Raw genomic sequence first — 13,496 nt, 5'->3', positions numbered from 1 at the left:
AGTTTAAAAGCTTTCTGGATGTTTTCGTAACCTCGACAATACTTATCATTACTGATGTTGCTCACTTCCCCCCAAACGTGAGAATGAACATTGGTTGGGTCACCTAGTGTGGTCCAGGTACCGAGGATCGAGTACCGCATATTTAACTCCTATTGGTCTTAACCCGGTTCCCCCCCCAGGATACCGGGTTTTTTTTTGGCAAGATTTGTGGTCAACGTGGTGGGACAAGGATGTTGCAGGCTGGAGAACAATAATTTGAAGCACGTATTGTGTGTATTACTGATGGTGCTGATGCCCCCGCTATCGGCTCCATTATTCGCGCAGATGGACAGCCTTGAGATTCAGCCTCGCCTGGAGTGCCTGGGCCAGCGTGTCATTGAATTTTCCCGCGATCCGGTGATCATTGCCGGCGTCAACAACTACAACACCTCTCCCCCCGACCCGCACCGGCTAGACACACTCTGGCCCACATTGAAGCCCGGGGACATCTACCTGGATGCCATCATCAATCATCCTTCGGCACAGGCCATGCGTGACTGGATAAAACGCATTTCCATTCAGGGGGAAGGGCTGCTGATCGGACGCAACGGCGGTTTGGTGGCGGCGACGGAGAAAACCACTGACTTCTGGCAAGGCGATGAAGCCCAGTACCTGCAGGCCATTGGCTTGCCAGAGGGAAAAGTGTATGTTCAATCCGAAATGCTGGATGAAAGTACGCACTTGATGCTGATCAAGATCTCCGCCCCGATCTATAACCCGCGCTCAACCCGTGCCATTGGCGTGCTGGTGATCGGGTTTGACCAGTTCGTCATTGATTTTTCCGAGCCTTGCAAAAACGTACAACCCTAGCTGGGGGTTTCAGACTCCTCTTCCGGGTCCAACTGCAGGGATTCCGGCATGGTTTTACGGGCCTTGGCGCCCAGGGCTTCCAACTGGCTGACCCGTCGCACCAGATTCCCTTTACCGGAAACCAAGCGTTTATGGGCGGTGTCATAGGCACGCTGGGTTTTGTCGATCTTGTCCCCGATGTCTTCCAGGGATTCCGCGAACAACACAAACTGATCGTGCAGATTGCCAGCCTGGCGGGCGATTTCCAGTGCATTGCGGTTCTGGTACTCAAAGCGCCAGATGTTGTGAATGGTTTTCAACGTCACCAGCAATGTTGATGGGCACACCAACATGATGTTCTTGTCAAAAGCATCTCCGAACAGGCCGCTGTCGCTTTCCAGGGCTTTCAGGAACGCCGGCTCAATGGGCACAAACATAAGCACGTAGTCCGGCGTGTTGATACCGTACAGATCCTGATAGTTTTTGGCGCTCAGATCCTTGATATGGGACCGGATCGATTCAATATGAGCCCGCAGGTTCACATCCTGCCGGGCATCCTCTTCGGCACAGAAACGCTCCCAGGCAATCAGCGACACTTTGGAATCAATCACCACATGCTTGCCTTCCGGCAGGTGCACCACCACGTCCGGGCGCAAACGTTGCCCGGTTTCATTGGTAAAGCTGCCTTGGGTTTCGTATTCGCGCCCTTTCTGCAGACCGGACGCCTCCAGAACCTTTTCCAACACCATTTCACCCCAGTTACCCTGGGCCTTGTTGTCGCCTTTCAGGGCCCGGGTGAGGTTCAGGGCATCGGTGCTCATGCGGGTGTTCAACTCTTTCAGGGACACGATTTCCTGCAGCAGACTGACCCGGTCGCGACTCTCCTTGTCGTACACGTCCTCCACTTTCTTTTTGAATTCGAAAATCTGTTCCTTGAGGGGGTTCAGAATCTCCCCCATATTATTTTTATTCTGCTGGGTGAACTTCTCACTCTTGTCCTCGAACAGTTTGTTGGCAATGTTCTGGAATTCCAGTTTCATCTGTTCTTTGGCTTCCTGCAGCAACTGCAGTTTTTCCTGGGTTTCCCGTTGGGCTGCTTCCAACCGGGCTTTAAGGTCTTTTACTTCACCGTGTTCGCGCTTCAGCTCCAGCTGGTGCTCCACCACCTGGCGTTCGGTGGCCGCCAATTTGTCCTGTAACCGTTGCTGCTGGCGGCTTTGCTCCTCGGCCTGGGCCAGCCGTTTTTCCGCCTCGCCCAACTGATGCCTCAAGCGCTCCAGCAACTCGCTCTTTTCCACTTCACTGCGTTCCAGCAGCGTAAGTTTCTGCTGCTGTTGCTCCAGCGCCTGCTGCTGCAAGGCCGCTTCGCGCTCGGTGTGGGCGCGAATTTTTTCCAGCTGGGCCTGCCCCCGAAAATGCCCGATCAACGCTCCCAGTATGGCGCCCAACAGCAGGCCGCCCAGCGCAATCAGCAGTTGTGACAGCTCCATGGTCATCCTTGCACTCCAACCTGATCCGCGTTCAAACGCGCTTTGGCAAACACCGTAAAGAAGTTCTCAGTGGTGACACGGGCCACTTCATCCAAACTCAACCCTTTGATCTGCGCCACTTTCTCCGCCACCTCCACCACGTATTGGGGTTCGTTCTGCTTGCCGCGATGGGGAACCGGCGCCAGCCAGGGCGCGTCCGTCTCCACCAGGAGTCGATCCAACGGCAGTGCTTTCACGACGTCGCGCAACTCTGTGGCATTGCGAAACGTGACAATACCAGAGATGGAAATCATAAAACCCAGATCCAACGCCTGCTTCGCCATATCCAGATCTTCGGTAAAGCAATGCAATACACCGTTCACCTCACCCTGGCCAATTTCCCGCAGATCCCGCAAGGTGTCTTCCTTCGCACCCCGGGTATGGATGATGAGCGGCAACCGGCACTGTCGCGCCGCTTCGATATGAATGTGGAATCGATCCCGCTGCCATTGCAGATCCCCTTCCCCATAGAAATAGTCGAGGCCGGTTTCACCGATGGCCACCACTTTGGGATGACGGGCGATGCTCAACAAATCCTCTTGGGTGGGCTCACGGCTTTCCCGATACAGCGGATGTACTCCAACCGAGGCAAACACCGGTGCATGGCGCTCCGCCAGCGCCACCACCTGGTCGATGTTTTCCAGATTTATGCCAATACAGAGTATGTGGCGGATGTGGCGGTCGTAAGCGGCCTGCAACGCAGCCTCCAGATCCCCGCCGTGGGCGCTCAGATCCAGCTTGTCCAGATGGCAGTGGGAATCTACCAGCATGAAATGGATTCCTGTTTGGTGTTTCAGTAAGTCGATGACCAACGGATTATCCGTCGGGATTCAGGGCTGTGATTTTACACAGAACGGAGGGATCATTCGAGGAGGCCGGGGATCTGGCCTCCGCAGCGGAACAGAACGGGTCAGTGCCTTTACATGGTGTGGGTGGGGCGGTCGGACTCCAGCGCACCGGCCAGATAGGTTTCAATTTTGGAGCGCGCGGTGTCGTCCTGGTCATTGAATTGGACCCCAATGCCCGCAGCGCGGTTACCCTGGGCTCCCTTGGGAGTCACCCAGATGATCTTGCCGGCCACCGGGATCTTCTCTGTCTCTTCCATCAGGTTCAACAGGAGAAAGACCTCCTCCCCCAACTTGTACTGTTTGTTGGTGGGAATGAACAACCCGCCATTGCGGATGAAGGGCATGTACGCTGCATAGAGCACCGCCTTGTCCTTGATGGTGAGGGACAAAATGCCGCTTCGTGAGCCACCTATTGCCATAATGCTATCGAACCGAATTCATTTATGTTGTTACCAGTTTAGCAGGTGCCCTATCCAATGCCAGCTAGCGCAGACCGGCCTGTGACCATTTCAACAAAATTTCTTCCAATAATAACTGAGGGTTAGGGTTACCCTGGCTGTTCAACATGCGCTTCACCTGCAGCAGGTGATCATGACAGGCGAACAGCCGGTCCAGGTTGATGACGGTGGCCGCAGCCTGCAGGTCCGGCCGCAGATCTTCGTTCATGATGACACTGCCACCGCCGGCCACCAGCTTGGCCAGATCAATGTGCCAGGCCAGCAACCAGGCCAGCACATCCACGATGGGGTACTGGCTCCAGGCCTCAGCGGTGCGCACCGGGTCCCGCTTGCCGGTCAACACGCCCAGCCAGTGCTGCAGGACCGTGGCGCGCTCCCCCAGCCATTGGCTTTGATTCAGCTCCAGGGCCCGCACCGGGGCACCGCCGGCCACGTTCAACAGCTTCTCGGATTTAGCCGTGTCCCCCACCAGGGTATTCAGCCAGGCCAGCGCCTGTTCCCGTCCGGGAATGGGAAAGTCCAATACCTGGCAACGGCTGCGGATGGTTGGCAACACCCCGGTGATCTGGTGGGACACCAGAATCAAGACTGTGCGCTCCCCGGGCTCCTCCAGAGACTTCAACAGGGCATTGGAGGCATTCACATTCATGGCTTCCGCCGGGCTGACGATGACAATGCGAAAACCATCCAGTTGCGCTTTCTTGCTGACGAAATCCACCACCTGCCGTACCTGGTCCACCTTGATGGCACGACCGGGCTCTTCCGGCTCCAGGATGGTCATGTCCGGATGGGAACCCGCCAGATTGAGCTGACACCCCTTACACTTGCCACAGGCGGTATTGGCCACCGGCTTGCTGCAAAGCAGATACTGGGCCAGGGCCAGGGCGAACTGGTTCTTACCGGTTCCGGCCTCCCCCCGCAGCATCAGGGCATGGGCCATGCGCTGGTCCTGCAGGCGGGCCATCAAGCCATCCCAATGGGCGGCCTGCCAGGGCAGGGCCGCCTGCACGTGGTTGATATCTGCCAGACTCATGCCGTCCAATGCCTCTCTAACGCTGCCAGCACCCGCCCCAGGTCTGCCTGCACCTGCGTCAGGGGCTGGCTGGCATCCACCAGATGGTAACTGTCCTGACCCTGCGCACGTTGCCGGTACGCGGCACGCACCCGCTCAAAGAAAGCCACATCTTCCTGCTCAAAACGATCCAGATCACCCCGCTCCCGCGCCCGCGACAGGCCAATCTCCACTGGCACATCCAGCAGAATCACAGCATCCGGGCGCAGACTGCCCTGCACCAGGGCTTCCAGCTGGGCAATCAACGCCTGGTCCATCCCCCGACCGCCGCCCTGATAAGCATAGGTGGCGTCGGTAAAGCGATCACACAGCACCCAGTCGCCCCGTGCCAAGGCCGGCTGGATCACCTGATTCAGGTGTTGGGCCCGGGCCGCGAACACCATCAGCAACTCCGCGGTCTGGTCCACAACCTCCTCCCGGGGTTGCAACAATAACGCGCGCAACTGCTCCGCCAGGGGGGTGCCACCGGGTTCCCGGGTGCTGATGAAAGGGATATTGCGCTGCTGCAACCAGTTGCGGACGTACTCCAGGTTGGTGGTTTTACCCACCCCTTCGGTGCCCTCAACGGTAATGAACTTGCCACGGGGGGCAATATGCTGGGTCATGTAGTCGAAATTCGCTGTCTTAGATTCGCTGGCTACTGGGGGCTGGAGCGATAGTCGGCCCGGCGCTTCCATTGGTACTGGCGCACGGCCTTGGTATGCTCCTGCAAGGTCTCGGAGAAGTGATGGCTGCCATCACCTTTGGCCACGAAGTATAACGCGTTTGTGGTGGCAGGATGCAAGGCCGCTTCGATGGCCGGCAGCGCCGGATTGGCAATGGGGGTTGGCGGCAGCCCGTTGATACGATAGGTATTGTAGGGGCTGTAGGCCTTAAGGTGGGCCCGGGTGATGTTGCCCTGGTATTGATCCCCCAGCCCATAAATTACGGTGGGATCGGTCTGTAAACGCATTTTCTTGTTCAGCCGGTTCACAAACACGCCGGCGATCAACGCCCGCTCTTCGCCCACAGCGGTTTCCTTTTCCACGATCGAAGCCATGATCAAGGCTTCATACGCATCCTTGTAGGGCAAACCCTCCTGCCGCTGATCCCAGGCCCGGGCCAGCAGCTCCGCCATACGCCCGTGGGCCCGCCGCAGAATATCCAGATCGGAATCGCCCCGCCGGTAGTGATAGGTGTCGGGATAGAACAACCCCTCTGGATGGGTTCGCTCTTCCTGAAGTGCCGCCAGGATCTGAGCATGAGTCATGTCAGGCACACGCTGAATCAACACCGGGTCAGCCCGCAATGTCTGCAGAAACTCGCCAAAGGTTTGACCGTTGATCAGGGTCACAGAATACTGGATGACATCGCCCTTTTGAATGCGGGCAATGAGTTGATGGGGGGTGGTGCCCTGGGGTACCGCATATTCACCGGCCTGGATGAAATGCCCCAGCTTGTTGAGCTTGATATACCAACGCAGATAGCGCCCCTGTTCGATCAAACCCAGTTGCTCCAGCTCGATGGAAAGTCGATATAAAGACGATCCCGGCGGCACGTTCAAGACCTGATCCTGCTGCAACCGCATCGGCGCCTCGGCCCATTGATTCAGCCACGACACCGCATAGAGGACAACCCCACACGCAAGCACCGCCAATACCAACCCGGCCAACAATATTTTTTTCAGAATTGCCAACGATCCTTCACCCACTGCTGAGCCTGGCGCGTGATCTCACCCACTCCCCAGGTGCTTTGCTCCCATTGGCGCACGGGCCATATTCCATAAACACTGTTGCAAAAAAACCATTCGTCAGCAAGTTGGATATCCCGGAACGTGACGCCGCCGACAGCGACGCAATAGCCATTACGATCAAACTGCTCCAGCAGCCAGCGGCGCATGGTGCCCGCCACACCACAGCGCGCAAGATCCGGGGTGAACAGCTGACCCTGGCGCACCAGAAACAGATTGCTGAAAACCCCCTCGATCACATTACCCTGGTAGTCCAGCATCAGCCCTTCCTGATGGGCATCATCCCACTCTTGCCGCGCCAAAACCTGCTCCAGGCGATTCAAGTGTTTCAAACCGGCCAAGACCGGCTGTTCCGCCAGCGCCTGCTGACAGGAATGCACCGACACCCCCGCCGTAGCGTATTCTTTGGGATAAAGCGGTAATGGGTACCAGGAAAGGATGCGGGTGGGGCCCTGCACCTGGTTTGCGCTGTAACCCCGTCCGCCCTGCCCCCGGGTTACTGTCCACTTCACCACGCCAGGGCATTGCAGGCCCGGGTAACTCTGGACCTCATTGGCAAGGCACTGCCAATCGTGGGGAATTGCCAGCCGCTGCAACCCCTGCTGCAGGCGCTCAAGGTGCAGGTCGAGCAGCACAGGGCCAGACTGAGTGACCCGAAGCGTTTCAAACAATCCGTCACCGTAGGCCAAGCCACGATCGGAAACGGGCACCGCATCAGCAGGCTGCCCGTTGATCCAGGTGGGGACGCTCGCTGCGACGTTGTCAGACACGCTTGAAGACAAGAGTGCCGTTGGTTCCGCCAAAGCCGAATGAATTGGACACCGCGATCTCGATCTTGCGCTCCTTGGCCGTGTGGGGCACGTAGTCCAGATCGCAACCGTCATCGGGATTGTCCAGGTTGATGGTGGGGGGAGCCACCTGGTCCTGCATGGCCAGCAGGGTAAACACGGCTTCCACTCCGCCGGCGGCCCCCAACAAATGACCCACCATGGACTTGGTGGAGCTGACAGACAGTTGGTATGCGTGATCGCCGAACACCGACTTGATGGCGTTGGTTTCCGCAATGTCCCCTGCCTGGGTGGAGGTCCCATGGGCATTCACATAGTCCACCTCCGCACCATTGATGCCGGCGTCATTGATGGCGTTCAACATGGCATCCGCCGCGCCGCGCCCATCTTCCGGGGGCGCAGTAATATGATGGGCGTCGCTGCTGGCACCGAAGCCGATCAACTCTCCGTAAATCTTGGCGCCGCGCTGCTTGGCATGCTCGTACTCTTCCAGCACCAGCACCCCGGCGCCGTCCGCCAGCACAAACCCGTCACGATCACGATCCCAGGGACGGCTCGCCGCCTGTGGGTCGTCATTGCGACTGGACAGAGCCCGTGCCGCCACAAAGCCAGCCATACCCAATGGGGATGAGCCACACTCGCCACCACCGGCAACCATGACGTCTACGTCGCCGTACTTGATCATACGGGAGGCGTAACCAATGCAATGGGTTGCGGTTGTACAGGCCGTGGTGATTGCCCAGTTCGGGCCCTGCAGGCCGTACATGATGGACAGATTGCCAGAGATCATATTGATGATGGAGCCCGGTACCAGGAACGGACTGACCTTGCGCACACCGCCCTTATCCAGCAACTCTTTGTTGCGCTCGATGGTTCCGATACCGCCGATGCCGGAGCCCACTGCGACCCCAATCCGTTTGCGATTGGCATCCGTCACCTCCAGCCCGGAGTCACGGATGGCCTGAATGCTGGCCACCAATCCATACTGAATGAATGGATCGATCTTGCGCGCTTCTTTCGCCGACATGTACTCCGTTACGTCCAGACCACGAATCTGGCCGGCGAACTTGGTCGCATAACTGGAGACATCGTAGTTGTCGATTGGGGCTATACCACTCTTTCCTGCCAGCAGACCTTGCCAGGTCTCTTCCACGCTGTTACCCAAGGGGGTAACAGCCCCCATCCCAGTGATCACCACTCTGCGGCTCACAACACTTCCTCCAAACGGCTAATCTGAATCCCAAGTATATCCACCTGGAACGCTAGTTTACCCTTGTTACATATTTGTTATATAGATGAAATATCTTTCAAAAGATTTCGTAACCAGACATTATCAAACGCAATGATGATCCCACTGAACGCCTGGGCCTGAATCAACAGGCAAAAAAAAGCCGCTGAAAAACAGCGGCTTTACGATATCGAGAACAGCTTACAGGTTAGCTTGAACGTAATCGATGGCTTCCTGAACTTTGGTGATTTTCTCAGCTTCTTCGTCAGGAATCTCAGTTTCGAATTCTTCTTCCAGAGCCATTACCAACTCGACGGTGTCAAGAGAGTCAGCCCCCAGATCTTCGACGAAAGAAGCGTCATTAGTGACCTCTTCCAGTTTTACGCCAAGCTGTTCGGCTACGATCTTCTTGACGCGCTCTTCGATATTGCTACTCATTTGACTCTTATCTCCTGTGCATTGATCCCTATATACATTAGGGTTTTATAGTTTATATAAAGCAGTGTGCCTGTAAAGCCTTCCCCAGAGCGGCTTTGGGCCCCGGCAGGCACCATCAAACCAGTGCGGCAACTATATCACATATACATACCGCCATTAACAGGAATTGTTGCCCCTGTAATGTAACCAGATTCTTCACCGGCGAGGAAGGTGACGGTCGCCGCGATCTCCTCCGGCTGGCCCAAACGCCCAGCGGGAATTTGAGCCAGCATCAACTCCTTGTTGGCTTCCGGCAGCTCTTTGGTCATGTCAGTATCGATAAAACCGGGGGCCACCGCGTTCACGGTAATACCACGGGAGCCGATTTCTTTCGCCAGGGAGCGGGTGAACCCCTCCAGACCGGATTTGGCCGCGCTGTAATTCGCTTGCCCCATGTTACCCATCAGCCCTACCACCGAACTGATGTTGATGATACGGCCCCAACGGGCTTTGGTCATGCCGCGCAAGCAGGCTTTGCTCATGCGGAATACCGATGTGAGGTTAGTGTCGATGACCTGATCCCACTCCTCCTCTTTCATGCGCAACATCAGATTGTCCCGCGTGATTCCCGCATTGTTCACCAGAATCAGCGGCGCACCAAACTCCTTCTGGATCTCGTTCATCACCACATCAATGCTGGACGGATCGGTCACGTTCAGACAGTACCCCTTGCCGTTACCACCGGCTGCGCTGATGTATTCAGATATTTTCTCGGCACCGGATTCCGTGGTCGCGGTTCCCGCCACAATGACGCCTTGCTTGATCAGTGATTCAGCGATTGCCCTGCCTATTCCGCGGCTGGCACCGGTTACCAATGCCACTTTACCCTCTAGGGACATGTCGCACTCCTTTATCGGTCGTTATCGTTATTTATGAATTAAGGGCGGCCAGAGTTGCATCGAATCCGGCCTGGTCCTGCAGTGTAAACACATTCAGACCCCGTACAATACGTTTGCTCATACCACACAACACTTTCCCCGGACCACACTCCACCAGCGTGGTAATACCGGCTTCGGCCATGGTGTTCACCGAAGCCACCCACAGCACCGGGCTGTACAACTGTGCGATCAGTTTTTCCCGAATCCGGGCCGGGTCCAGCTCAATCTGTGCATCAATATTGTTCACCACGGGAATGGCCGGTGCGGAAATCTCCGTGGCCCGCAGCTGTTCTGCCAATTCCTCCGCAGCCGGCCTCATCAGGTCGGAATGACAGGGCACGCTCACCGCCAGGGGCATAGCTTTTTTAGCACCGGCTTCTTTTGCCAATTCGATGGCCCGGTCCACCGCGGCGGCATGACCAGCAATCACCACTTGACCGGGAGAGTTGAAATTGACCGCCTGCACCACGTCGCCCTGGGCGGCATCACCACAGACCGCGATCGCCTTGTCATCGTCCAGTCCCAGCAAGGCGGCCATTTTACCCTGTCCACCCGGGCAGGCATCACGCATCAACTCGCCACGCCGCTTCACCAGACTGACCCCTTCGCTCAACGAGATCGCACCGGAGGCAACGTAGGCAGTGTATTCCCCCAGGCTGTGCCCGGCCATCAGCGCTGGACGCACTTCGGTGGCCGCACACCAGGCCCGCCAGGCGGCCAACCCGGCCACGAACATAATGGGTTGGGTTATCTCGGTTTGGGCCAGCAGTGTGTCCGGGCCATTCTGGGCCAACTGCCACATATCCTGACCGAAGGCTTCGGATGCCTCGTCAAAGGTCTGCTTCACCGCAGGATGAGCAAGATTCAAATCTGCCATCATGCCAACGGCCTGGGATCCCTGACCCGGGAAGATAAACGCGAGTTCTTTATTCATGACATACCTTGTATTCAATGGGCAATCAGCCTGCAGAAGATTTGCCAATCATAACCGGCATAGGCACGGGCTGCTCATCGGAAAAGTAACAAAATTTGGCAGCATCATCTCAGCAGAGTTTCGATTTTTTCCGGTAATTTCTTATCCACATACTGACGGGCCGCCAGTATGGCCTGATTGAATTCAATCGCGTCCGCGTTGCCGTGGCTTTTCACCACCACGCCCCTCAAGCCGACAAATGCGGCCCCGTTGTAGCCGCTGGGATTGATCCGGCTTTCCAGTTTGCGCCACAACGGTGCAACCAGAAGCCCCAGTATCCGGCTCCATACGCTGCGGGAAAATTCGCGACGCACCTCGGAAATGATGTATCGGGCCAGGCCTTCGATGGTTTTCAGTGCCACATTGCCCACAAAACCATCACAAACCACTACATCCACTTTGTCCCGGAACAAATCGGAACCTTCCACATAACCCAGGTAGTTGAGGGATTGATCTGCGCGTAACAGGTCATTGGCGGCTTTCACCTGATCGTTGCCTTTGATTTCTTCGCTGCCAATATTGAGGAGTGCCACCGATGGCCTGGCACTGCCATCCAGCACCTGGGCCACCGCCTGCCCCATGACGGCAAATTGATACAGCTGTTCCGAATCGCAGCCCACATTGGCGCCCAAATCCAGGACAAAGGTATGCTTGCCATCTTCCCGAGGCAGGGCCGATATAATAGCGGGACGATCAATGGACTCGGTGGTTTTGAGAATGTGGCGACTGAGGGCCATGAGCGCACCGGTATTGCCCGCGCTGACACAACCGTCCGCCCGGCCATCCTGAACCGCACTCAACATCAAACCCATGGAAGATTGCTTCTTCGTCCGCAACGCGATGGCTGGGGATTCCCCCATACCAATGCTCTGCTCACAATGGCAAATCGTGAGGCGATCCACGTTGCGTGGCCCCACAATCGCTTGCAGTTTTTGCTGATCACCAAACAACAAAACCCGCAAGTCCTGCTGCTCTGATAGGGCTCGCAGGACTGCGGGTACTGTTACATCGGGACCGAAGTCCCCGCCCATTGCGTCAACCGCAAGGGTAACCATACTGAGGTCTGGGCTTACTCGTCGTCTTTACTGGCGATGACCTGACGACCACGGTAGAAACCGTCCGGAGTAACGTGATGGCGACGATGAACTTCACCGGTGGTTACGTCTTCAGACAACGTGGGTCGGGACAGGCTGTCGTGAGAACGGCGCATGCCACGCTTGGATCGGGTTTTACGGTTCTGTTGAACTGCCATTGTTATGCTCCTGAGTTACAACTTTATCTTAATCGGGTTTGTTCGTTTTGCCCTTAAGCTGTTCCAGAACAGCAAACGGGTTGGGCTTCTCATCCACGGCTGCCTCGGCGGCCTCTTTCCCCTCATAAGGATAGGGTTCGCAGGCTGAGTGATAAGCAACGATGGGCAACGCCAAAATCAATTCCTGTTCGAGCAGCTCTGCCAGGGGAATCTCCTCTTCCTCAAGCATAAACGGCTCAAGGCTTTCCGGCAGTTCCGCCATCTGGGCCTCCGTTTGCACGAATCCCAGTGCAATCTTCACTTCAACCCGTACATCCACCGGCTCCAGACAGCGCTGGCATACCAGCTTGACGTCAGCACTTGCGCTGCCATGCAATTCCGGCCGGGCCTGCTCCATCTTCAGGGCAAGGTCGGCTTCGACTCGGCCCTGGTCGGAGACACAATCTGCTGCCAGATTAACCAGCTGCTTTAGCGGCATAAACCCGATCAGCTTGCCTTCCTGTCGGGCAAGTTTCACCGGTTTGATGGTTGTGGGCAGTGGGTGCTCAAACATAAGCGCGCAATTCTATGGTCAGTACCGCACTCTGTCAAAGGCTTTAACAGGCTTTTTTTCAACTGGATCAGGCATTTTGGCTATGGGATCATGGTTCCCCCGCAAATCCTGACCAACACGCACCCTTACTGGCTTAGGGTTTGCCAAACATCGAGTTTAACCTTCTGTTATTTAAGCTGTTATTCAAGCAGCTTACGGAGAGAACAGTGAGACAGATTATCTTGGGGTCCAGCTCCCCTTTTCGCCGGGAATTATTGCGCAAACTGATCGCCGACTTTGAAACCTGCTCACCGGACATCGACGAAACCCCCGCTCCCGGCGAACGGCCTGAGCAACTGGTGGCTCGCCTGGCCCGACAAAAGGCGGAAGCCGTCGCTGCCCGATACCCCGAGGCGCTCATCATAGCCAGTGACCAGGTCTCAGTTCTGCATGGACAGATCAACGGCAAACCCGGGTCCATGGAACCGGCCATTCAGCAATTGAAAGCCAGCAGTGGAAACACGGTCACGTTTTTTACCAGCCTCTGTCTTTATGATGCAACAACGGGCCAAGGCCAATCTGTGGTTGAGCCTTTTCACGTCCACTTCCGGGAGCTGAACGAGGATGAAATCCGGCGTTACCTCGAAAAAGAGACGCCCTTTAACTGCGCAGGAAGCTTTAAATCTGAAGGCCTGGGAATAACCTTATTCAAGAAATTGGAAGGGGATGATCCTAACGCGTTGATTGGCTTACCCCTAATAAAATTAGCTGAAATGTTGCGGCAACAAGGTATACAAATTCCGTAATTTTTTTTGCCAAATTCTGAACAAATTTCATCGGGCGTCTACACTTATATTGTTAGGTGCTACGGCGTGCGTGAGCTGTAAGTCGCGCACCCTGTGAT

Annotated in this window: 16 protein-coding genes; 2 read left to right on the top strand and 14 right to left on the bottom strand. The window is 56.3% G+C overall.

The window, feature by feature from the left end:
• Window positions 1–255: 255 nt before the first annotated feature.
• Complete coding sequence (locus D9N14_RS11020; protein WP_290579548.1) at window positions 256–849, top strand: PDC sensor domain-containing protein; 594 nt, start codon at window positions 256–258, stop codon at window positions 847–849.
• On the opposite strand, the gene rmuC is transcribed toward D9N14_RS11020, so the two are convergent.
• From rmuC to D9N14_RS10950, 14 genes are all read right to left on the bottom strand, one after another.
• Window positions 846–2,318, bottom strand: a complete 1,473-nt coding sequence (gene rmuC, locus D9N14_RS11015; RefSeq protein ID WP_290579546.1) for a DNA recombination protein RmuC — start codon at window positions 2,316–2,318, stop codon at window positions 846–848. The genes D9N14_RS11020 and rmuC overlap by 4 nt on opposite strands.
• 2 nt (window positions 2,319–2,320) lie before the next feature.
• Complete coding sequence (locus tag D9N14_RS11010; protein WP_290579541.1) at window positions 2,321–3,127, bottom strand: TatD family hydrolase; 807 nt, start codon at window positions 3,125–3,127, stop codon at window positions 2,321–2,323.
• Between the two features lie 149 nt (window positions 3,128–3,276).
• A complete protein-coding gene (locus D9N14_RS11005; RefSeq protein ID WP_290579539.1) occupies window positions 3,277–3,624 on the bottom strand; it encodes a PilZ domain-containing protein in 348 nt (115 codons plus the stop codon).
• 64 nt (window positions 3,625–3,688) lie between these two features.
• Window positions 3,689–4,696, bottom strand: a complete 1,008-nt coding sequence (locus D9N14_RS11000; RefSeq protein WP_290579537.1) for a DNA polymerase III subunit delta' — start codon at window positions 4,694–4,696, stop codon at window positions 3,689–3,691.
• Window positions 4,693–5,340, bottom strand: a complete 648-nt coding sequence (gene tmk / locus D9N14_RS10995; RefSeq protein ID WP_290579535.1) for a dTMP kinase — start codon at window positions 5,338–5,340, stop codon at window positions 4,693–4,695. Before tmk ends, D9N14_RS11000 begins: the two co-directional genes overlap by 4 nt.
• 32 nt (window positions 5,341–5,372) lie before the next feature.
• The gene (gene mltG, locus D9N14_RS10990; protein WP_290579533.1) at window positions 5,373–6,410 is read right to left on the bottom strand and encodes an endolytic transglycosylase MltG; all 1,038 of its coding nucleotides are present in this window, start codon (window positions 6,408–6,410) and stop codon (window positions 5,373–5,375) included.
• Entirely contained in the window at window positions 6,398–7,234 is an 837-nt protein-coding gene (gene pabC / locus D9N14_RS10985) for an aminodeoxychorismate lyase (RefSeq protein ID WP_290579531.1), read from the bottom strand. The genes mltG and pabC overlap by 13 nt, the downstream gene beginning before the upstream one ends.
• The gene (gene fabF / locus D9N14_RS10980) at window positions 7,227–8,462 is read right to left on the bottom strand and encodes a beta-ketoacyl-ACP synthase II (RefSeq protein ID WP_290579529.1); all 1,236 of its coding nucleotides are present in this window, start codon (window positions 8,460–8,462) and stop codon (window positions 7,227–7,229) included. Before fabF ends, pabC begins: the two co-directional genes overlap by 8 nt.
• Window positions 8,463–8,681: 219 nt before the next feature.
• Window positions 8,682–8,918, bottom strand: a complete 237-nt coding sequence (acpP, locus tag D9N14_RS10975; protein WP_290579527.1) for an acyl carrier protein — start codon at window positions 8,916–8,918, stop codon at window positions 8,682–8,684.
• A gap of 137 nt (window positions 8,919–9,055) precedes the next feature.
• Window positions 9,056–9,796, bottom strand: coding sequence for a 3-oxoacyl-ACP reductase FabG (gene fabG / locus D9N14_RS10970; RefSeq protein WP_290579522.1), 741 nt, complete (start codon window positions 9,794–9,796; stop codon window positions 9,056–9,058).
• Between the two features lie 31 nt (window positions 9,797–9,827).
• Window positions 9,828–10,769, bottom strand: a complete 942-nt coding sequence (fabD, locus tag D9N14_RS10965; RefSeq protein WP_290579520.1) for an ACP S-malonyltransferase — start codon at window positions 10,767–10,769, stop codon at window positions 9,828–9,830.
• Between the two features lie 104 nt (window positions 10,770–10,873).
• Window positions 10,874–11,839: a phosphate acyltransferase PlsX gene (gene plsX / locus D9N14_RS10960; protein ID WP_317622611.1), complete on the bottom strand. Its 966-nt coding sequence runs from the start codon at window positions 11,837–11,839 to the stop codon at window positions 10,874–10,876.
• A 38-nt stretch (window positions 11,840–11,877) separates the two neighbouring features.
• Entirely contained in the window at window positions 11,878–12,060 is a 183-nt protein-coding gene (rpmF, locus tag D9N14_RS10955; RefSeq protein WP_290579516.1) for a 50S ribosomal protein L32, read from the bottom strand.
• A 28-nt stretch (window positions 12,061–12,088) separates the two neighbouring features.
• Window positions 12,089–12,613 (bottom strand): YceD family protein, encoded by a 525-nt coding sequence (locus tag D9N14_RS10950; protein ID WP_290579514.1) that lies wholly within the window; start codon window positions 12,611–12,613, stop codon window positions 12,089–12,091.
• A gap of 206 nt (window positions 12,614–12,819) precedes the next feature.
• Here D9N14_RS10950 and D9N14_RS10945 point away from each other — a divergent pair, with 206 nt between their 5' ends.
• Window positions 12,820–13,398 (top strand): Maf family protein, encoded by a 579-nt coding sequence (locus D9N14_RS10945; protein WP_290579512.1) that lies wholly within the window; start codon window positions 12,820–12,822, stop codon window positions 13,396–13,398.
• The last annotated feature ends 98 nt before the right edge of the window (window positions 13,399–13,496 follow it).

The organism is Ketobacter sp., from assembly GCF_003671495.1.
Classification (GTDB): Bacteria; Pseudomonadota; Gammaproteobacteria; order Pseudomonadales; family Ketobacteraceae; genus Ketobacter.
This window is presented reverse-complemented; position numbering and strand designations above follow the sequence as displayed.

Excerpts from the sequence above, each read along its gene's own strand:
- acpP (WP_290579527.1), bottom strand. The coding sequence starts at position 8,918 with ATGAGTAGCAATATCGAAGAGCGCGTCAAGAAGATCGTAGCCGAACAG.
- D9N14_RS11010 (WP_290579541.1), bottom strand. The coding sequence starts at position 3,127 with ATGCTGGTAGATTCCCACTGCCATCTGGACAAGCTGGATCTGAGCGCC.
- rmuC (WP_290579546.1), bottom strand. The coding sequence starts at position 2,318 with ATGGAGCTGTCACAACTGCTGATTGCGCTGGGCGGCCTGCTGTTGGGC.
- D9N14_RS11005 (WP_290579539.1), bottom strand. The coding sequence starts at position 3,624 with ATGGCAATAGGTGGCTCACGAAGCGGCATTTTGTCCCTCACCATCAAG.
- D9N14_RS11000 (WP_290579537.1), bottom strand. The coding sequence starts at position 4,696 with ATGAGTCTGGCAGATATCAACCACGTGCAGGCGGCCCTGCCCTGGCAG.
- fabD (WP_290579520.1), bottom strand. The coding sequence starts at position 10,769 with ATGAATAAAGAACTCGCGTTTATCTTCCCGGGTCAGGGATCCCAGGCC.
- fabG (WP_290579522.1), bottom strand. The coding sequence starts at position 9,796 with ATGTCCCTAGAGGGTAAAGTGGCATTGGTAACCGGTGCCAGCCGCGGA.
- plsX (WP_317622611.1), bottom strand. The coding sequence starts at position 11,839 with ATGGGCGGGGACTTCGGTCCCGATGTAACAGTACCCGCAGTCCTGCGA.
- D9N14_RS10950 (WP_290579514.1), bottom strand. The coding sequence starts at position 12,613 with ATGTTTGAGCACCCACTGCCCACAACCATCAAACCGGTGAAACTTGCC.
- tmk (WP_290579535.1), bottom strand. The coding sequence starts at position 5,340 with ATGACCCAGCATATTGCCCCCCGTGGCAAGTTCATTACCGTTGAGGGC.
- rpmF (WP_290579516.1), bottom strand. The coding sequence starts at position 12,060 with ATGGCAGTTCAACAGAACCGTAAAACCCGATCCAAGCGTGGCATGCGC.